Genomic DNA, 17,770 nt, shown 5'->3' with positions numbered 1-17,770 from the left:
GGACACATTTCATGCGTCACATTGATCCAAACAAACTTGAACTTGAAGAGCGCGTAGTTACTATTAACCGCGTAGCTAAAGTTGTAAAAGGTGGACGTCGTTTCCGTTTCACTGCATTGGTTGTTGTTGGTGACAAGAATGGCCACGTAGGATTCGGTACTGGTAAAGCACAAGAAGTACCAGATGCTATCCGCAAAGCAGTTGAAGATGCGAAGAAAAACCTGATCGAAGTGCCTATGGTACGTGGTACTACTCCACACTTAATTATCGGTAACTTTGGCGCTGGTGAAATTTTAATTAAACCTGCTGCTCCAGGTACTGGTGTTATCGCTGGTGGTCCAGTTCGTGCTGTACTTGAGCTAGCTGGTATTACTGATATTCTTTCTAAATCTCTTGGTTCTAACACGCCAATCAATATGGTACGTGCTACAATCAACGGATTAACTGGATTAAAACGTGCAGATCAAGTTGCTAAATTGCGCGGTAAAACAGTTGAAGAGTTATTAGGTTAAGGGGGGAAATGACAATGGCAAAATTAGAAGTTACCCTCACTAAAAGCGTAATCGGTACAAAACCTGGTCAACGTAAAACTGTAGAAGCTCTAGGTCTACGTAAAATGCATCAAACTGTTGAGCATGCTGACAACGCAGCTATCCGTGGGATGGTTGAAAAAGTAGCTCATTTAGTTTCTGTAAAGGAACTATAATTAGGACTTTAGAATAAGGAGGTGCCACATCATATGAAACTTCATGAGTTAAAACCAGCAGAAGGATCTCGTTCTAACCGCAAACGCAAAGGACGCGGGATTGGTTCTGGTAATGGTAAAACTGCAGGTAAAGGTCATAAAGGTCAAAACGCTCGTTCTGGCGGCGGTGTTCGTCCAGGATTTGAAGGCGGTCAAAACCCATTATTCAGACGTTTACCAAAACGCGGCTTTACGAACATTAACCGTAAAGAATACGCTATTGTGAACCTTGATACATTAAACCGTTTCCAAGAAGGCACAGAGGTAACACCTGCATTGCTTATTGAAATTGGTTATGTGAGCAGCGAAAAAGCTGGAATCAAGATTCTTGGTAACGGAACACTTGATAAAAAGCTTACCGTAAAAGCTCATAAGTTCTCAGCTTCTGCAAAAGAAGCGATTGAGAACGCGGGCGGACAAACAGAGGTGGTTTAATGTTTCAGACAATCTCCAACTTTATGCGCGTTAGAGATATACGAAATAAAATCATTTTCACTCTGTTAATGCTGATCGTTTTCCGTATTGGAACTTTTATTCCGGTACCGAACGTTGATGCACAAGTCTTGCAAGCAACTGATCAATTTAGTTTAATTGGTTTTCTAAATACATTTGGTGGCGGTGCTCTTGCTAATTTCTCGATTTTAGCGATGGGAATTATGCCGTACATCACGGCATCCATCATTGTACAATTGTTACAAATGGATGTTGTACCGAAGTTTACGGAGTGGGCCAAACAAGGTGAAGTCGGAAGACGTAAACTTGCTCAGTTCACACGTTACTTCACGATTGTGTTGGCGTTCATCCAAGCGATTGCGATGTCTTACGGATTTAACCGCATGTATGGCGGATCTTTAATTAAAGACGATGGCATTTCAACGTATGTTGTTATAGCTCTAGTGTTAACAGCTGGAACTGCGTTCCTTCTTTGGTTATCTGAGCAGATCACTGCTAAAGGTGTTGGTAATGGGATTTCCATTATTATCTTTGCAGGTATCGTTGCTGCGATTCCAAGTGCTGCAAACCAAATCTATGCACAACAATTAGATGGCGCTGGTGATGATCTATTCATCCGTATCGCAATTATGGCTCTTCTTCTTTTAGCGATTATTGCTGTTACTGTAGGAGTTATTTACGTTCAACAAGCGTTGCGTAAAATTCCGATTCAGTACGCAAAACGTGTTGCTGGTCGCGGTGCTACTGGCGGTCAACAAACACATTTACCGTTAAAAGTGAATGCTGCTGGAGTTATCCCAGTAATCTTTGCGGTTGCGTTTATCATTACACCACAAACACTTTCTACTTTCTTTGGACAGAATGATGTAACGGATTTCATTCAGAACACATTTGATTATTCGAAACCGGTGGGCATGCTCATTTACGTGGCGTTAATCGTTGCATTTACGTATTTCTATGCGTTTATACAAGTGAATCCTGAAAACGTTGCTGATAACTTGAAAAAGCAAGGTGCTTATATTCCAGGAATTCGTCCAGGAAAAAACACACAAGACTACTTAACAACAGTTTTGTACCGTTTAACTTTCGTAGGTGCGATTTTCCTTTCATTAGTTGCTATCATGCCGATCTTGTTCATTAATTTTGCTGGTCTCCCAGCATCTGCACAAATCGGAGGTACTAGCTTGCTAATCGTTGTCGGTGTTGCACTGGAAACGATGAAACAGCTTGAATCACAATTAGTGAAACGTCATTATAAAGGCTTCATGAAATAATGTTTGGTTTTGAGGAACATCTTCGTTCCTTTTAACCTGCAAATTGTATGCAGGGGGCAATACGTATGAACATCGTTTTAATGGGTCTGCCAGGTGCAGGTAAAGGCACTCAAGCAGATAAAATTGTTGAGAAGTACGAAATCCCTCATATTTCTACAGGCGATATGTTCCGTGCAGCGATTAAAGGTGGTACGGAACTTGGCCTTAAAGCTAAATCGTTTATGGATGAAGGTGCATTAGTACCTGATGAAGTAACGATCGGTATTGTCCGTGAAAGATTAAGCAAAGCTGATTGTGACAAAGGATTTTTATTAGATGGGTTTCCACGTACAGTTCCTCAAGCTGAAGCACTTGATATGCTATTAGCTGACTTGAACAAAGATGTGGAGCACGTACTGAATATCCAAGTTGAGCAAGAAGAATTGATTAAGCGCTTAACGGGGCGTCGCATTTGTAAAGAATGTGGCACTGCGTACCATCTAGTCTTTAACCCACCTCAAGTAGATGGTGTTTGCGATAAAGATGGTGGCGAGCTTTACCAGCGCGCGGATGATAATCCGGAAACGGTCACCAATCGTCTGGAAGTAAATATGAAACAAACACAACCTTTACTTGACTATTATGGCAACAAAGGTGTGTTAACAAATATTAACGGTCAGCAAGACATTCATAAGGTATTTGCTGATTTGAACGCTCTTTTAGAGGGCAACCGCAGCTGAACCTAGCGGCACGCTTGTGAACGGAATTTATTTTCGAGAGCTGCAAAAGCAAATTATGCCCGATATACTCTAGGAAGAATTAGAACTTGTTACGTATAAGAGGATCCCTTTGTCCTTTCGTGCATTTCTAGTTCTGACAAGGTATAATGGGTTTCGTGGAAGCATCTGTGTAACGGATATGGTGGAACTCATCCAAGGCATTCCGAGCGGTCGTGTTTACATGAGGGAGACAAGGTTCACCCGGGTCAGTCTACTCCGTAGGTTGCCAGAAGCGAAGCCTGACGAGTGTCTTTCGAACATCTCTCATGCAAAACAAACATATGTTGAAACGAAAAGAGTCCATCTCGGATTTCGATTTGCGGAACATTCCGTTTGATTTGATGATGAGGACCTGATTTTTTATACAGAAGGGAGACAGGGTTGATGGCGAAAGACGATGTAATTGAAGTCGAAGGAACAGTTGTTGAGACTTTGCCAAACGCGATGTTTAAGGTAGAATTAGAAAATGGTCATATGATTCTTGCACATGTTTCTGGCAAAATCCGTATGCACTTTATTCGCATCCTACCTGGAGATAAAGTCACAATTGAACTTTCTCCTTACGATTTAACTCGCGGTCGTATCACATACCGTTTTAAATAATCTTTTGCACTCCGGACTATCTAAGGAGGTTGGGTTAGATGAAAGTGAGACCATCTGTGAAACCGATCTGCGAAAAATGTAAAGTAATTCGCCGACGCGGTAAAGTAATGGTAATCTGTGAAAATCCTAAACATAAACAAAAACAAGGCTAATTTGAAGGAGGTGCACGACACACATGGCTCGTATTGCTGGTGTTGACATTCCGCGCGATAAACGCGTTGTTATTTCATTAACATATATATTCGGTATTGGTAAAACGACTGCACAAAAAGTTTTAGCTACTGCAGGCGTTTCTGAAGATGCACGCGTTCGTGATCTTACAGAAGACGAATTAAACAAAATTCGTGAATCAATCGGTGCTTACAAGGTTGAAGGTGACCTTCGCCGTGAAGTATCATTAAATATTAAACGATTGATGGAGATCGGTTCATTCCGTGGTATCCGTCACCGTAGAGGTTTACCTGTTCGCGGTCAAAATACGAAGAACAATGCGCGTACGCGTAAAGGTCCTCGTAAAACTGTTGCTAACAAGAAAAAATAATACGTAAAGGAGGTTTCTTCCTAACATGGCACGTAAACAACAAACACGTAAGCGTCGTGTGAAAAAGAATATCGAATCTGGTATTGCACACATCCGCTCTACATTTAATAACACAATTGTAACGATTACAGATATGCAAGGTAACGCGGTATCTTGGTCAAGTGCTGGTTCACTTGGTTTCAAAGGTTCTCGTAAATCAACACCGTTTGCTGCACAAATGGCTGCTGAAGCCGCTGCAAAATCTTCTATTGAACACGGTCTTAAGACGTTAGAAGTTACGGTAAAAGGTCCTGGTGCCGGTCGTGAATCTGCAATTCGTGCACTTCAAGCTGCTGGTCTAGATGTTACAGCTATTAAAGATGTAACTCCAGTTCCACATAACGGTTGCCGACCACCAAAACGTCGTCGCGTGTAATAGGTGCTACTCATTTCAATTAATTGATTGAGAACATCATTTCTTGTACAAACTGAGTTGTGCAATCACCGATAAGTCTAGTTACTATCGATTTCATGATGGAACGAACCTATACATTCGATGTTTTGAAGGAGGGTATATTTGAATGATCGAAATTGAAAAACCAAAGATTGAAACGGTTGAGATCAGCGAAGGTGCCAAATTTGGCAAGTTTGTTGTAGAACCGCTTGAGCGTGGATATGGAAACACATTGGGTAATTCACTACGTCGTATCCTGTTGTCTTCTTTACCAGGAGCTGCTGTTACTTCTATTCAAATTGATGGCGTGCTTCACGAATTCTCTATTATTGAGGGTGTAGTTGAAGATGTTGCTTCAGTTATTATGAATGTGAAAAAATTAGCTCTTAAAATCTATTCTGATGAAGAAAAAGTCATCGAAATAGACGTTAAAGGCGATGGGCAGGTTACTGCTGCTGACATTACACATGACAGTGATGTAGAAATTTTAAATCCTGATCTCTATATTGCAACAATCGGTAAAAATGGTCATTTGCGTATGCGTATGTATGCACAACGCGGCCGCGGTTACACTCCTGCTGATCAAAACAAACGTGAGGATCTTCCTATCGGCGTGATCCCAATCGACTCTATTTACACTCCAGTTTCACGCGTCAATTTCCAAGTAGAAAATACTCGTGTTGGTCAAATGACGAACTTCGATAAACTTTCTCTAGATGTGTGGACAGATGGCAGCATCGGTCCAAAAGAGGCGATTTCGCTTGGTGCGAAAATTTTAACAGAGCATTTAAATATCTTCGTTGGTATGACGAACGAGGCACAAACGGCTGAAATTATGGTTGAAAAAGAAGAAGATCAAAAAGAAAAAGTGTTAGAGATGACGATCGAAGAACTTGATCTTTCTGTTCGTTCTTACAACTGCTTGAAGCGCGCTGGTATTAATACAGTACTAGAACTTGCGAACAAGTCAGAAGACGACATGATGAAAGTACGAAACCTTGGACGTAAATCACTTGAAGAAGTTAGAGCTAAGTTAGATGAGCTTGGCTTAGGATTACGCAAAGAAGACTAAGCGACTTTTTTGATATAAAAGTTCAATATTCAACAAAGGAGGTAAACATCTATGGGTTACAGAAAACTTGGACGTACAAGTTCTCAACGTAAAGCGATGTTGCGCGATTTAACAACAGATTTAATCATCAACGAGCGTATTCAAACGACTGAAGCTCGTGCGAAAGAATTGCGTTCTGTTTGTGAAAAAATGATTACATTAGGTAAACGTGGAGATTTGCATGCACGTCGTCAAGCTGCTGCATACATTCGTCGTGAACTAGTAACCGTTACTGATGAAGAAGGCAATGAATCAACAATTTATGCTTTGCAAAAATTGTTTGATGATGTAGCACCACGCTACGCTGATCGTCAAGGCGGATATACACGTATTATGAAAATGGGACCTCGTCGTGGAGACGGAGCACCTGTTGTAGTGATTGAATTAGTTTAATCATCACAATTTGAAGAGGGTTCTAGGTTAGTAGCCGCCCTCTTCTTTTTTAAAAAAAGATTTATACGACATAATGAAAAGCAGAGTGTTATGATGAGCGGGTCATTTGGCTGCGTCTTGTCTAGCTCTACGCACCTCATTCACGTAGACGGTCTGAGCAACCGAATACGAGACAGATATAGAAGAGCGCATTTCTCTGAATGAGGTGCGCGCTTTTTTATTTTGTCGTAAAATATATAAGAGTAGTTGAGTTGAGCTGAACGTGAGCGGAGTTTGAGGAGGTAAATGGCATGAATGAAATAGTATCGTTACAAGATGTTACGTATTCATATTCACCAGAAGATTCGGATATGCGAAAAGCAGTTGATGGCATATCATTTAATATCAACGATGGCGAGTGGATTGCAATTGTTGGTCATAATGGTTCAGGGAAGTCCACAATGGCGAAGCTAATGAATGGTTTATTATTTCCTCAAGAAGGAGTAGTGAGAGTTCTTGGTGAAACGCTGAATGAAGAAAACTTATGGGCAATTCGTTCACAAATGGGCATGGTGTTTCAAAATCCAGACAATCAGTTTGTCGGGGCTACCGTGCAAGACGATGTTGCTTTTGCTTTAGAAAATAACGGAATACCGTTCGAAGATATGGTTAAACGTGTCCATGAGTCACTTGCTCAAGTGAAAATGGAACGATTTTTAAATAGTGAACCTCATCATTTATCTGGTGGTCAAAAGCAACGTGTTGCAATCGCAGGTGCACTTGCTTTAAAACCAAGGATATTAATATTAGACGAAGCAACTTCAATGCTCGATCCTCAAGGACGAGAAGAAGTACTAACAACGGTACATAAATTACGTGAAGATACACGATTAACGGTGTTGTCGATCACACATGATTTAGAGGAAGCATTACTAGCTGATCGTATTTTGGTGATGAATCAAGGTAAAATGCATGCAGAAGGAACTCCAAGAGAAATTTTTGCAAGAGGACAAGAGTTGGTTGAGTTGGGTTTAGATTTGCCGTTTTCATTAAAAATGAGTAGCTTAATGCTCGCACAAGGCGTTAGTTTGGAAACAGAGCATATGTCAGAAGATGAGTTGGTGAAGGATATATGGATATCGAACTTCAACAAGTAGGATATGCCTACTCCAAAGGAACTCCTTTTGAAAAACAAGCTCTGACAGATGTTAATCTTCACATTCCATCAGGTTCTTATCAAGCAATCATTGGCCATACGGGATCTGGCAAGTCTACATTACTTCAACACTTAAATGCTTTATTGAAACCTACAGAAGGAACTGTAAAGCTCGGAGGTTTGGAGATTCGGGCGAATAAGAAAGCTAAGAACTTAAAACCCGTTCGTCAAAAAATTGGGATTGTCTTTCAGTTCCCAGAACATCAATTGTTCGATGAGACGGTGTTGAAAGATATTATGTTTGGTCCCTTAAACTTTGGTGTGCCAGCGGACGAGGCAGAACGTCGTGCACGTGCCTTGGTAGAGCAATTAGGGTTGCCAGAGGAAGTGCTCGAGAAGTCTCCATTTGATTTATCAGGTGGTCAGATGCGTAGAGTGGCCATTGCAGGGGTTTTAGCGATGGAACCTAGCGTATTAGTACTAGATGAACCTACAGCCGGCCTTGACCCTCGAGGTCGTCAAGAAATCATGGAGTTATTTCATCGGTTATATGTAGAAAAAGGATTAACTATCATTTTGGTTACCCATTCTATGGAAGATGCAGCACGCTATGCGAATCGGGTAGCGATTATGCATGAGGGACGTTGCGTACTAAGTGGAGACCCTGAAGAGATTTTTGGGGATGAACAACACTTATCTGAGTTTCAGCTTTCCGCTCCCCGTGTGGTGCGTTTACAACGTAGATTTGAATTGCTTCTTGGGTATTCGCTAGACAAACTTTGTTTAACGGAAGAACAGTTAGCAGTTGAAATGGGAAACATTGTTAGAAAGGAACGTGATTTCTAATGATGGAGAAGATGATTTTTGGTCGTTATATACCGGGAGACTCCTTTATTCATAAACTAGATCCACGCTCCAAATTAATTTTTGTTTTCCTGTTTATTGCCATTGTCTTTTTAGCAAATAATGCAGTGACCTACGCATTATTACTAGCATTCACACTTTTAACTGTCTTCTTTTCACGCATTCGACTGTATTTTTTGATTAATGGCTTAAAGCCCATTATATTTCTTCTGATTTTCACATTTTTATTACACCTTTTTTTCACAAAAGAAGGAGATTTATTATGGAAATGGCAATTCATCGAAGTGTATGAAGAAGGATTAAGACAAGGGATTTTTATTTCTGTTCGCTTTATGGTGTTGGTCTTTATTACATCGATCTTAACGTTAACAACTTCACCAATCTCGATTACAGATGGCATGGAAGTCTTGTTAAATCCGTTTAAACGATTTAAATTGCCCGTACATGAGCTGGCATTGATGATGTCCATTTCACTACGTTTTATTCCAACATTAATGGATGAAACAGATAAAATTATGAAAGCTCAAATGGCACGTGGTTCAGATATTAGTACTGGCTCGATTAAAGAGCGTCTTAAAGCGGTTGTGCCGTTATTAATCCCTTTGTTTGTCAGTGCATTTAAACGGGCTGAAGATTTAGCTGTGGCCATGGAGGTACGAGGATACCGTGGTGGTGAAGGACGCACTCGTTATCGTCAATTGAAATGGGATTGGCGCGATCACACGGCGCTTGTACTGCTGGGATTTGTAGCCGTGGTACTTTGGTGGTTACGATCTTAAGACAGGAGGGGATAGCCGTGAAACGCTTAAAAGCAGTTATCATGTATGACGGTTCAGGGTTCGCGGGGTATCAAGTACAGCCGAATGAACGAACTGTCCAACTTGAATTAGAACGGGTACTTACGAAGATGCATAAAGGTGTAAAGGTTCGTGTTGTGGCTAGTGGGCGGACGGATGCAGGTGTTCATGCCACTGGACAAGTCATACATTTTGACACGGACTTGCAATTCCCAATCGATCGCTGGCAACGTGCCTTAAATGTTCAACTACCTGGTGATATACGTGTTGTTTCTGTACAAGAAGTATCAAGTGATTTTCATGCGAGATACGGTACCTTAGGAAAAGTATATCGTTACAAATGGTGTCTAGGAGATGTAGAGAGTCCGTTTAAGCGACATTATGTCGTGCATATGCCTGGAGCTAAAGTAAATATCCCGCGTATGAGAGAAGCCGCTCAGGCGTTTCTAGGGGTACATGATTTCACTAGTTTTTGTTCTGCACGTACAGAAGTAGTAGATCGTATCCGTACTATTAGTCGATTGGATTTGATAGAAGTAGAACGGGACGAACTTCATATGATTATTGAAGGCGATGGTTTTTTATATAATATGGTCCGAATTATTGCGGGCAATTTATGGGAAGTTGGAATTGGTCGACGCGAACCTTCCGAGATGGCTACCATACTGGAAGCAATTGATCGAAAGAAAGCCGGCAAAACCGCTCCAGCTCATGGTTTGTACCTGGAAAATGTATTTTATTCTGATTGAAGCAACACGTCCAGGTGTTTTAAGAAAAACACTTGACTTTAATGCCTTGCCGTTATAAGATTACATATGGTATTTCATTAACTCCACGATAAGCCCCGAAACCTTATTGTTGATGATGATATGGAAAGTTTTAAATTAGATGAGATCGAATTAGGAGGACAAAATACATGCGTACAACATTCATGGCTAAAGGTCACGAAGTAGAGCGTAAGTGGTTAGTTGTAGACGCTGAAGGCCAAACTCTTGGACGTTTAGCTTCAGAAGTAGCTTCTATCTTACGTGGTAAATATAAACCATCTTTCACACCAAACGTTGACACAGGTGATCACGTGATCATCATTAACGCTGAAAAAATTGAATTGACTGGTAAAAAATTAACAGACAAAATTTACTACCGTCACACTCAATTTTCTGGTGGATTGAAACAACGTACAGCATTAGAAATGCGTACAAAATACCCAACAAAAATGTTGGAATTAGCAATCAAAGGAATGCTTCCTAAAAACTCTTTAGGTCGTCAAACGTTCACTAAACTTCACGTATACGCTGGAGCAGAACATCCACATGCAGCACAAAAACCAGAAGCTTACGAGCTTCGCGGATAATAAGAGGAGGATACAACCTTGGCACAAGTTCAATATATCGGCACAGGTCGTCGTAAAAGCTCAACAGCACGTGTACGTTTAGTACCAGGTGAAGGTAAAGTTGTTATCAACAAACGCGACGTAGAGGATTACGTACCGTTTGCAACATTACGCGAAATCATCAAACAACCACTTATAGCAACTGATACTCTAGGTAGCTATGATATCCATGTAAACGTAAATGGTGGTGGATACACAGGTCAAGCAGGCGCAATCCGTCATGGTATTGCTCGTGCACTACTTAACGTAGATCCTGATTTCCGTCCAGCGTTGAAATCTGCAGGATTATTAACTCGTGACTCACGCATGAAAGAACGTAAAAAACCAGGTCTTAAAGGCGCACGTCGTGCACCTCAGTTCTCAAAACGTTAATCAATATACACTTCAAGACCCTCAACCATTTTGGTTGGGGGTCTTTTTTGTGTGTGTAAAAAATTTTGACAACGTTTTGACCACAAACGATTACTAATCACAGTTCAGTATATCTTTCGATGATCATTGTTATTTGAATCTCAGAGGACAACATATAAAACCCTAGGATTTTGAAGAGGGGTAGTCGATAATGCAAATCGAATGATTACCTCAAAAGATACATATGATAAAAATGAAACCGAAAACTACTGAATACTAAGCTATGTTAAACAATCCTGTTGTTTATCGTACATTTACGCTAGCCACATGGTCCGAAGTATGAAAACCCCATACATGTAAGTATCATTCTTCACGGTATGCAAGGCGAAAATGCACGCTCACATCAACATCAACAGTATTCTTTAACCTAGCCCAATACTAAGAACTTGTGTAAACGCTTAAAGGAGGAAAACCAATCGGTTATTATATTGCGGTCGAAGAATGTGTGAATATTTACGTAGAAGACTTAGATCCAGGTAACGGAAGACCAATCCTATTTTTGCATGGATGGCCAGCCAATCACAAAATGTTTGAATATCAGTTTAATCAGCTTCCGGCAATGGGGTATCGATGTATCGGAATTGATCATCGGGGATTTGGGAAATCCGATCGTCCATGGATGGGTTATACGTACGATCGAATGGCAGACGACGTTCGCGTTGTAATTGATAAGCTTCAATTGGAGGATGTCATCTTGGCTGGACACTCGATGGGAGGGGCGATTGCTATTCGATATATGGCACGCCATGCTGGTCATAAAGTTTCTAAACTTGCCCTTTTTGGTGCAGCCGCACCTGTTTTCACGCAGCGTCCGGATTATCCGTATGGAATAACCAAAGACGAAGTAAACAAACTAATTGAAGACACTTATTCAAATCGTCCTCAAATGCTTGAGGGCTTTGGAGATATCTTTTTTGCTCGATACTTGACTGAAAGTTTTAAGGACTGGTTTCAGGGTTTAGGTTTAGAGGCTTCAAGTCATGCAACTGCTATGGCTCTCGTCTCACTCAGGGATGAAGATTTACGACAAGATTTAACCAAAATCAATGTTCCAACGGCCATATTTCATGGGAAACATGATAAAGTCTGCCCATTTGTATTTAGTGAACTCATGCATATGGGAATAAAAAATTCTGAATTGATCCCCTTTTATTATAGTGGGCATGGATTGTTTTATTGTGAAATGAAAAAATTTAATCGAGAACTTGTTCGCTTTATCGGATAACTCGTCAATTGATAATCGGAAATAGTTTTACTTTTAGTAAAGCTATCTTTTTTACCGGAATTAAGTACAAGCTGAATAGGATTTATTTATATACTTTAGTACGTCAATTATTAAAGGTGGTAAAGCATTGGCCATTTTACATAAATTTATAGCCGTCATTATCGGAAGTTTATTAATGGCGGTTGGTATTAATGTTTTTTTAGTTAATCATCAATTGTTGGATGGTGGTACTTTTGGTATGGGTTTGATATTACATTATCTGACCGGGGCACCTGTAGGGTTAGTAGTGATTTTGCTGAGTATCCCAGTTTTTTTTCTGGCGTGGTTCTACCACCGTCCTTTTTTCTATAATAGCTTACATGGCATGTTGTTTTCGTCTTTTATGATTGATTTGACATACCACCCGCTCCGTGGATTTGGGATTTATTTGGATCAAAACCCTTTTGTCAGTGCGATATTAGGTGGTTTGTTTGTGGGTTCGGGAATCGGAATTATGCTACATTTTGATGCGAGTATAGGTGGGACGGATTTACTTTGTCAGATGTTAGCCAACTATGCGAAATTAAACCCGGGAATTGTTATTTTTATTATTGATTTTATTATTGTTTGTATAGGAAGCATTTTTGTTGAAGAAGGCTCTATTCTTTTATCCTGTATAACAGTCATTTGTGTGGGAACTATGACCAGTCTGCTTTCTGTGAAAAGGAAAAACGAAAAAGTGTATGCGTATTAGTTGAAGGTTCTAAACATATAGCGCCGCCAAAAGCCCTTTTCATCTTATGGTGAAAGGGGCTTTTGTCATTGCTTAAATAGTAGGGAAATTAATAGCCGTGGTTTTTATATTTGTAGAACCAAAGAGGAGAAGAGAGATGAAAATGACGAGTAAGAGACCATTAATAAATCGTACACTATTAAATTCGGAATTAGTATTGCTCAAATGTATCACATCCTTCTTTTATTCATCCGTTTAGATAAAGCATCAAAAATTTCATCAACTGTCATATTTCCATTGCTGTTTAAGAATTCATCCATTGCATTTTCTTTGAAATCATCTATAGTTCGATACTTTCCAATCAATGAAATACCTATCGTTGGGGAATTCCGAAATAACTCAACTGAATCAACTTTTAATTTACCTAGGATCAGTAAGGAAGCCGCAATAATATCAAGGTCTTTCCCTTTCAATAAATCATTAAGGGTATAATCCGGATTAATATTTTTTTGAAACTGGCGATCTTTCATTTTAGATGCCCCCCCAATACTTATGGTATGTAACTTTAATGAATTTGTTCGGTGGTATATCAATAAGCCAGTCATACTTTTACAAATGACGATACTTTTTGGAATAAGTGATAATGATTAAGGAGACAATGAAGTTCAATGTAGCCAAAAAGAAGGGATTTTCAAATATGAATTTTGACGAATATAGCTTTTGGGAAATGCTTTTAAGAACAACTATTACTTTTGCAGTCTTGCTTTTTTTAGCTCGAATTTTAGGGAAAGAACAATTAAGCCAACTAACATTTTTTAATTACATCACAGGCATCACGATTGGATCAATCGCTGGAGAAATGGTTGCACATGATGATACACATTTCCTAAATTCAATCACCTCTTTGATATGGTGGTCGATTCTTACGATGGTCGTCAGTTTCATTTCATTAAAATCAAACAAAGTAAAAGCATTAGTAGATGATAAACCAACGATTGTCATAAAAAACGGAAAAATACTAGAAAAAGAACTCAAGAAAAGTCGCCTCCCTGTTAGTGATTTAACTATGTTGTTAAGGTTACAAGGTATTTTCTCAGTCAAAGATGTGCACTTTGCCGTATTAGAAACAAATGGAGAACTCAGTATCTTTAAAAAGGTTGCCCAACAAGCGGCAACGAAACAAGATGTGAAAGCTCAAATTATAATACCAGAGTATATGCCTACTACAATTATTGACGACGGTAAAATCGTATTAAAGAATTTGCAAGGGCTAAACTTAACTGAAGACTGGGTAATGAAGCAATTGAAAAAACATGGAGTTAATTCGCCGCAACAAGTATTTTATGCAGAAGTCGAGTCAGATGGTTCCGTCTACATGGACTTAAGGGATGACGATCACTAATACTTGTTAATAAAATTACTTTCCTAAAAGGACCTCTACTTTTGCTCATAGTTCGAATCGGACGTGCGTATAGTGAGTTTAAAAGGTGGTGTCGTAAGCGTTGAAACGCTGGATTGTAATTGGACTTTTATTGTTAGTGTCTGTAACTGTAGTGGTTTATGAAACGCAAGCATCGGACCGTGCATTCTTTTTACCTGCACCTCTTGGTGGGATGAAGATTGTGGTAGACCCGGGTCATGGTGGAATGGATGGTGGAGCTTCTGTAGGAGAAGTTGTAGAGAAAGACATTACACTTTCACTTGGAAAAGAGCTTGAGAAAGAATTAAAACGATTAGGTGCGGAAGTTGTGATGACGCGCTCGAAAGCGGAGGATGCAGTAGCGGAACATGACCCGAACGCAACGTTTTCAACGGTTCGTGCAAGAAAAGTGGCAGATTTAAAGTTGCGCGAAGAAATGATCGCTAGTTCAGATGCCGATTTATTTATTAGTGTACATGTGAATTCAATTCCTAATCCAAAGTGGCGTGGTGCTCAAGTCTTTTATCATAAGGATGGGCATGCAGAAGGAGCGGCTGTGGCAAAAGCAATTCAAGGGGCAATTCGCGAACATATTGGCAATACGGAGCGCGAAGCGTTAGCCATTAAGCAAGTATACTTACTGAAAAAAGCAACGGTCCCGGCAGTATTAGTTGAGACAGGTTTCTTGAGTAACCCTGAAGAATTAAAATTGTTAACCTCTAAAGAATATCAAGAAAAAATGGCAGAAGCGATTGCAGATGGTATCGAAGAATATGTCGATAGTCAAATGCAATAATGGTTGGTTGACAAGAACACTTCATCAATTCACTTCTCCTATAGCATAAATCATCCTACTCTACCTAGACAAATCCGATATGATATACTATAGGACGAAATGTACATAAAAGGAGTGTCTCAATTGATGAATGAACAACAGGTCCGTGAACTGCTAGGTCAACTACAGGATCCTTTTTTACATAAAACCTTAACCGAAACAGATGGCATCAAAGAAGTATCAATTAAAGAGGAAAAAAATCACGTTAGCGTTAAGATTGCGATTGCTAAAACAAATACGGCTGAGCAAATGCAATTGCAAATGAAAGTCGTAGATACATTGAAAGAAGCGGGTGTTGGCACTGTCGGCATTCGTTTTCAAGAATTGCCAGCAGAAGTATTGGCACAGTTCCGCGGTACTTCAACTGAATCAGAAGCACAAGATATATTGTCTCCATTAAACAAAGTGGAGTTTATCTCAATTGCATCAGGTAAAGGCGGAGTAGGGAAATCAACAGTATCTGTTAATTTAGCTGTAGCACTTGCACGTTTAGGGAAAAAAGTTGGATTAATTGATGCCGATATTTATGGGTTTAGTGTACCGGATATGATGGGGATTCAACAAAGTCCCAAAATTGAAGGCACCCGTATTATTCCGGTTGAGCGTTTTGGAGTAAAAGTCATTTCAATGGGCTTCTTCGTTGAAGATAATGCTCCAGTTGTATGGCGCGGGCCGATGCTCGGAAAAGTATTAGATCAATTCTTTAAAGATGTTGAGTGGGGCGAATTAGACTACTTATTACTTGATCTACCTCCAGGAACAGGTGATGTAGCACTTGATATCCATCAAATGATTCCGGCATCTAAAGAAATCGTCGTTACGACACCGCATCCAACAGCTGCATTTGTGGCTGCTCGTGCAGGTGCAATGGCACTTCAAACAAATCATGAAGTTCTGGGTGTAATTGAGAACATGGCATGGTTTGAATCGAAAACATCAGGTGAAAAAGAGTATGTTTTCGGTAAAGGTGGCGGGCCGAAGCTTGCAGATGAGCTTCGCACAGAACTACTTGGACAAATTCCATTAGGCCAACCGGATTGGAATGAAGCCGATTTTGCTCCTTCTGTTTATACAGCAACTCACCCAACAGGCATGTTATATGGAGAGATTGCTTCGAAAGTTATCAATAAATTAATAAAATAAAACAAAACAAAACAAACCCCCAACTCGCAACTTCAGCAAGTTAGGGGTTTTATTTTACGCCTATTTCTTTTCATTTCCGCCGCCACTACCGCTGCCTTCCGATGTCTTTTTCGCTTCGCCGCCACTGCCACCGCCACCGCCACCGCTTTCTTTTTGTTGCAGTCCAGCTTCCTTAACTAAATCCTGCCATTTCTTTTCAAGAAGTGGACTTTCTATTGTTTCTTGTACTATTTCCTCGATTTGTTTACGCATTGTTGATGCTTGCAGAATGGTTTCTAATTGCTTTTGCATGTCCGGCTGACCAAAAAAGGTTTCTAGTTCTTTTTGGAATGATGCATCCTTCATTAATTCAGTCATGATGTCTGATTGTTGATCTTTCATGCTTTTCGCAAAAGTTTCGGAGAAGGCAGGGTCCTTAAATGTATCTTTCCAAAACTTTTCTGCATCCTTTGTCAGAAGGGTGTTCTCAATAGAACTCTTAATTTCATCTGATTCAAGAATTAGAAGCTTCTTGAACTCTGGATCCGAAAGCATTTGACGTATCACTTTTTTGCCCTCTTCAGTTTGAAGTGTATCGGTGACCATTTTTTTCGTTTCTTCATAAGAGGGATTGCTTTGTGGTTGTGCTCCACATCCTGCTAATACGAAGATCACTATAAGAATTGCCCATTTTCGCATACTCAACCTCTTTTCTTCTCTGGACCTTTTCATTTATTGTTCACAAAATCGAGGAGATTATGTAGATTTTACTTTGTAAATTAGATTTTTTGCTTATTCGTTGTTACAATCAATAAAGGAACTCGAGAAAACGGAGGATTTTTTGTTGTGACGATAAGAAACTGGTTTATATTTTTCTTCAAGGCACTTGTAATTGGTGGAGTTGTCACCGGAGCACTTGCAATGATTATTCGATGGGATGACGCATTTTCTCCTTATTTGGCAAGTGGAGAGTACTTGGAATTTGCGGCAAGTTTATTGTGGTTTGTATTTCTTGGAATGACCATGAGCGTTCTAAGTCAAATGGGATTCTTTGCTTATTTAACTGTTCATCAATTTGGTGTTAATATTTTCAAAACGTTAACATTGTGGAATTGGGTTCAATTATTAATTATAGCTTTAGTAATTTTTGATTTAATTAAATTCCGTTTTATGCCGCTTGCCGACACACAAGCTCAACTATTGTTGTACTTGGGACTTTTAGCCATGTTAGTAATTACAGGCTTAGTGGTGGCATATTTCAAAGCAAAATGGACGAAAAAGCATGCGTTCATTTCAGCGTTATTTTTCATGATTGTTATTACAACATTAGAATGGTTACCAGTACTAATGGTTGATGAAAAAGATGTGGACCGTTATGTAACCCTTTTATTATTCCCACTATTAGCGGTTAATGCATACCAACTATTAAAACTTCCAAAATATAACGCGAAGTCTGAAGTGGATCGAATGAAATTAGAAGAACGTCGTAAAGCAAGAGCACAAGCTTCAAAAGCTAAAGCATAAAAATCAAAAGGCACCCAATTG

At 39.7% G+C, this 17,770-nt stretch carries 25 protein-coding genes; 23 read left to right on the top strand and 2 right to left on the bottom strand.

Features of this window, described 5'->3' with window-relative positions:
• Positions 1–11 precede the first annotated feature (11 nt).
• From rpsE to GY23_RS15825, 19 genes are all read left to right on the top strand, one after another.
• Positions 12–512 carry a 30S ribosomal protein S5 gene (rpsE, locus tag GY23_RS15920; protein WP_075620182.1) on the top strand — a complete coding sequence of 167 codons (501 nt, stop codon included), beginning with the start codon at positions 12–14 and terminating at the stop codon, positions 510–512.
• A gap of 14 nt (positions 513–526) precedes the next feature.
• Positions 527–706: a 50S ribosomal protein L30 gene (gene rpmD, locus GY23_RS15915; protein WP_075620181.1), complete on the top strand. Its 180-nt coding sequence runs from the start codon at positions 527–529 to the stop codon at positions 704–706.
• Positions 707–739: 33 nt separating this feature from the next.
• Entirely contained in the window at positions 740–1,180 is a 441-nt protein-coding gene (gene rplO / locus GY23_RS15910; RefSeq protein WP_075620180.1) for a 50S ribosomal protein L15, read from the top strand.
• Entirely contained in the window at positions 1,180–2,472 is a 1,293-nt protein-coding gene (secY, locus tag GY23_RS15905) for a preprotein translocase subunit SecY (RefSeq protein WP_075620179.1), read from the top strand. Before rplO ends, secY begins: the two co-directional genes overlap by 1 nt.
• A 65-nt stretch (positions 2,473–2,537) precedes the next feature.
• The gene (locus tag GY23_RS15900) at positions 2,538–3,191 is read left to right on the top strand and encodes an adenylate kinase (protein ID WP_075620178.1); all 654 of its coding nucleotides are present in this window, start codon (positions 2,538–2,540) and stop codon (positions 3,189–3,191) included.
• Positions 3,192–3,614: 423 nt separating this feature from the next.
• Positions 3,615–3,833, top strand: a complete 219-nt coding sequence (infA, locus tag GY23_RS15890) for a translation initiation factor IF-1 (protein ID WP_075620176.1) — start codon at positions 3,615–3,617, stop codon at positions 3,831–3,833.
• Between the two features lie 38 nt (positions 3,834–3,871).
• Positions 3,872–3,985, top strand: a complete 114-nt coding sequence (rpmJ, locus tag GY23_RS15885) for a 50S ribosomal protein L36 (protein ID WP_000868344.1) — start codon at positions 3,872–3,874, stop codon at positions 3,983–3,985.
• A 23-nt stretch (positions 3,986–4,008) separates the two neighbouring features.
• A complete protein-coding gene (gene rpsM, locus GY23_RS15880; protein ID WP_075620175.1) occupies positions 4,009–4,374 on the top strand; it encodes a 30S ribosomal protein S13 in 366 nt (121 codons plus the stop codon).
• Between the two features lie 25 nt (positions 4,375–4,399).
• Complete coding sequence (gene rpsK, locus GY23_RS15875; RefSeq protein WP_075620174.1) at positions 4,400–4,789, top strand: 30S ribosomal protein S11; 390 nt, start codon at positions 4,400–4,402, stop codon at positions 4,787–4,789.
• A 145-nt stretch (positions 4,790–4,934) separates the two neighbouring features.
• Positions 4,935–5,879, top strand: coding sequence for a DNA-directed RNA polymerase subunit alpha (locus GY23_RS15870; protein WP_075620173.1), 945 nt, complete (start codon positions 4,935–4,937; stop codon positions 5,877–5,879).
• 51 nt (positions 5,880–5,930) lie between these two features.
• Positions 5,931–6,311: a 50S ribosomal protein L17 gene (gene rplQ, locus GY23_RS15865; RefSeq protein ID WP_075620172.1), complete on the top strand. Its 381-nt coding sequence runs from the start codon at positions 5,931–5,933 to the stop codon at positions 6,309–6,311.
• Positions 6,312–6,601: 290 nt separating this feature from the next.
• A complete protein-coding gene (locus GY23_RS15860) occupies positions 6,602–7,447 on the top strand; it encodes an energy-coupling factor ABC transporter ATP-binding protein (RefSeq protein ID WP_075620171.1) in 846 nt (281 codons plus the stop codon).
• Positions 7,423–8,292, top strand: coding sequence for an energy-coupling factor ABC transporter ATP-binding protein (locus GY23_RS15855; protein ID WP_075620170.1), 870 nt, complete (start codon positions 7,423–7,425; stop codon positions 8,290–8,292). Before GY23_RS15860 ends, GY23_RS15855 begins: the two co-directional genes overlap by 25 nt.
• On the top strand, positions 8,292–9,089 hold the full coding sequence (locus GY23_RS15850) for an energy-coupling factor transporter transmembrane component T family protein (protein WP_075620169.1): 798 nt from the start codon (positions 8,292–8,294) through the stop codon (positions 9,087–9,089). Before GY23_RS15855 ends, GY23_RS15850 begins: the two co-directional genes overlap by 1 nt.
• 17 nt (positions 9,090–9,106) lie before the next feature.
• Positions 9,107–9,856 carry a tRNA pseudouridine(38-40) synthase TruA gene (gene truA, locus GY23_RS15845; RefSeq protein ID WP_075620168.1) on the top strand — a complete coding sequence of 250 codons (750 nt, stop codon included), beginning with the start codon at positions 9,107–9,109 and terminating at the stop codon, positions 9,854–9,856.
• 167 nt (positions 9,857–10,023) lie between these two features.
• Positions 10,024–10,461, top strand: coding sequence for a 50S ribosomal protein L13 (gene rplM, locus GY23_RS15840; protein WP_075620167.1), 438 nt, complete (start codon positions 10,024–10,026; stop codon positions 10,459–10,461).
• A gap of 18 nt (positions 10,462–10,479) precedes the next feature.
• Positions 10,480–10,872, top strand: coding sequence for a 30S ribosomal protein S9 (gene rpsI, locus GY23_RS15835; protein WP_075620166.1), 393 nt, complete (start codon positions 10,480–10,482; stop codon positions 10,870–10,872).
• A gap of 454 nt (positions 10,873–11,326) precedes the next feature.
• Positions 11,327–12,136: an alpha/beta fold hydrolase gene (locus tag GY23_RS15830; protein WP_075620165.1), complete on the top strand. Its 810-nt coding sequence runs from the start codon at positions 11,327–11,329 to the stop codon at positions 12,134–12,136.
• 127 nt (positions 12,137–12,263) lie between these two features.
• Positions 12,264–12,869: a YitT family protein gene (locus tag GY23_RS15825; RefSeq protein WP_139311139.1), complete on the top strand. Its 606-nt coding sequence runs from the start codon at positions 12,264–12,266 to the stop codon at positions 12,867–12,869.
• A gap of 209 nt (positions 12,870–13,078) precedes the next feature.
• Here GY23_RS15825 and GY23_RS15820 read toward each other — a convergent pair whose 3' ends face one another.
• The gene (locus GY23_RS15820; protein WP_075620164.1) at positions 13,079–13,378 is read right to left on the bottom strand and encodes a hypothetical protein; all 300 of its coding nucleotides are present in this window, start codon (positions 13,376–13,378) and stop codon (positions 13,079–13,081) included.
• A gap of 167 nt (positions 13,379–13,545) precedes the next feature.
• On the opposite strand from GY23_RS15820, the gene GY23_RS15815 reads away from it, so the two are divergent.
• From GY23_RS15815 to GY23_RS15805, 3 genes are all read left to right on the top strand, one after another.
• Positions 13,546–14,250: a YetF domain-containing protein gene (locus GY23_RS15815; protein ID WP_075620307.1), complete on the top strand. Its 705-nt coding sequence runs from the start codon at positions 13,546–13,548 to the stop codon at positions 14,248–14,250.
• A 100-nt stretch (positions 14,251–14,350) separates the two neighbouring features.
• The gene (locus tag GY23_RS15810; protein ID WP_075620163.1) at positions 14,351–15,064 is read left to right on the top strand and encodes an N-acetylmuramoyl-L-alanine amidase; all 714 of its coding nucleotides are present in this window, start codon (positions 14,351–14,353) and stop codon (positions 15,062–15,064) included.
• Positions 15,065–15,187: 123 nt separating this feature from the next.
• A complete protein-coding gene (locus tag GY23_RS15805; RefSeq protein WP_211270694.1) occupies positions 15,188–16,246 on the top strand; it encodes a P-loop NTPase in 1,059 nt (352 codons plus the stop codon).
• A 60-nt stretch (positions 16,247–16,306) separates the two neighbouring features.
• Here the strand turns inward: GY23_RS15805 and gerD are convergent, their stop codons facing one another.
• Positions 16,307–16,924, bottom strand: a complete 618-nt coding sequence (gene gerD, locus GY23_RS15800) for a spore germination lipoprotein GerD (RefSeq protein ID WP_075620161.1) — start codon at positions 16,922–16,924, stop codon at positions 16,307–16,309.
• A gap of 147 nt (positions 16,925–17,071) precedes the next feature.
• Here gerD and GY23_RS15795 point away from each other — a divergent pair, with 147 nt between their 5' ends.
• The gene (locus tag GY23_RS15795; protein WP_075620160.1) at positions 17,072–17,749 is read left to right on the top strand and encodes a KinB-signaling pathway activation protein; all 678 of its coding nucleotides are present in this window, start codon (positions 17,072–17,074) and stop codon (positions 17,747–17,749) included.
• Positions 17,750–17,770 lie beyond the last annotated feature (21 nt).

Origin of the sequence: Paenisporosarcina indica, assembly GCF_001939075.1 — a bacterium.
GTDB classification, from domain to species: Bacteria; Bacillota; Bacilli; order Bacillales_A; family Planococcaceae; genus Paenisporosarcina; species Paenisporosarcina indica.
This window is presented reverse-complemented; position numbering and strand designations above follow the sequence as displayed.

Excerpts from the sequence above, each read along its gene's own strand:
- GY23_RS15900 (WP_075620178.1), top strand. The coding sequence starts at position 2,538 with ATGAACATCGTTTTAATGGGTCTGCCAGGTGCAGGTAAAGGCACTCAA.
- GY23_RS15815 (WP_075620307.1), top strand. The coding sequence starts at position 13,546 with ATGAATTTTGACGAATATAGCTTTTGGGAAATGCTTTTAAGAACAACT.
- secY (WP_075620179.1), top strand. The coding sequence starts at position 1,180 with ATGTTTCAGACAATCTCCAACTTTATGCGCGTTAGAGATATACGAAAT.
- rpsM (WP_075620175.1), top strand. The coding sequence starts at position 4,009 with ATGGCTCGTATTGCTGGTGTTGACATTCCGCGCGATAAACGCGTTGTT.
- GY23_RS15850 (WP_075620169.1), top strand. The coding sequence starts at position 8,292 with ATGATGGAGAAGATGATTTTTGGTCGTTATATACCGGGAGACTCCTTT.
- GY23_RS15820 (WP_075620164.1), bottom strand. The coding sequence starts at position 13,378 with ATGAAAGATCGCCAGTTTCAAAAAAATATTAATCCGGATTATACCCTT.
- rpmD (WP_075620181.1), top strand. The coding sequence starts at position 527 with ATGGCAAAATTAGAAGTTACCCTCACTAAAAGCGTAATCGGTACAAAA.
- rpsK (WP_075620174.1), top strand. The coding sequence starts at position 4,400 with ATGGCACGTAAACAACAAACACGTAAGCGTCGTGTGAAAAAGAATATC.
- rplO (WP_075620180.1), top strand. The coding sequence starts at position 740 with ATGAAACTTCATGAGTTAAAACCAGCAGAAGGATCTCGTTCTAACCGC.
- rpmJ (WP_000868344.1), top strand. The coding sequence starts at position 3,872 with ATGAAAGTGAGACCATCTGTGAAACCGATCTGCGAAAAATGTAAAGTA.
- GY23_RS15860 (WP_075620171.1), top strand. The coding sequence starts at position 6,602 with ATGAATGAAATAGTATCGTTACAAGATGTTACGTATTCATATTCACCA.
- rplQ (WP_075620172.1), top strand. The coding sequence starts at position 5,931 with ATGGGTTACAGAAAACTTGGACGTACAAGTTCTCAACGTAAAGCGATG.
- rplM (WP_075620167.1), top strand. The coding sequence starts at position 10,024 with ATGCGTACAACATTCATGGCTAAAGGTCACGAAGTAGAGCGTAAGTGG.
- infA (WP_075620176.1), top strand. The coding sequence starts at position 3,615 with ATGGCGAAAGACGATGTAATTGAAGTCGAAGGAACAGTTGTTGAGACT.
- rpsE (WP_075620182.1), top strand. The coding sequence starts at position 12 with ATGCGTCACATTGATCCAAACAAACTTGAACTTGAAGAGCGCGTAGTT.
- gerD (WP_075620161.1), bottom strand. The coding sequence starts at position 16,924 with ATGCGAAAATGGGCAATTCTTATAGTGATCTTCGTATTAGCAGGATGT.
- GY23_RS15870 (WP_075620173.1), top strand. The coding sequence starts at position 4,935 with ATGATCGAAATTGAAAAACCAAAGATTGAAACGGTTGAGATCAGCGAA.
- GY23_RS15855 (WP_075620170.1), top strand. The coding sequence starts at position 7,423 with ATGGATATCGAACTTCAACAAGTAGGATATGCCTACTCCAAAGGAACT.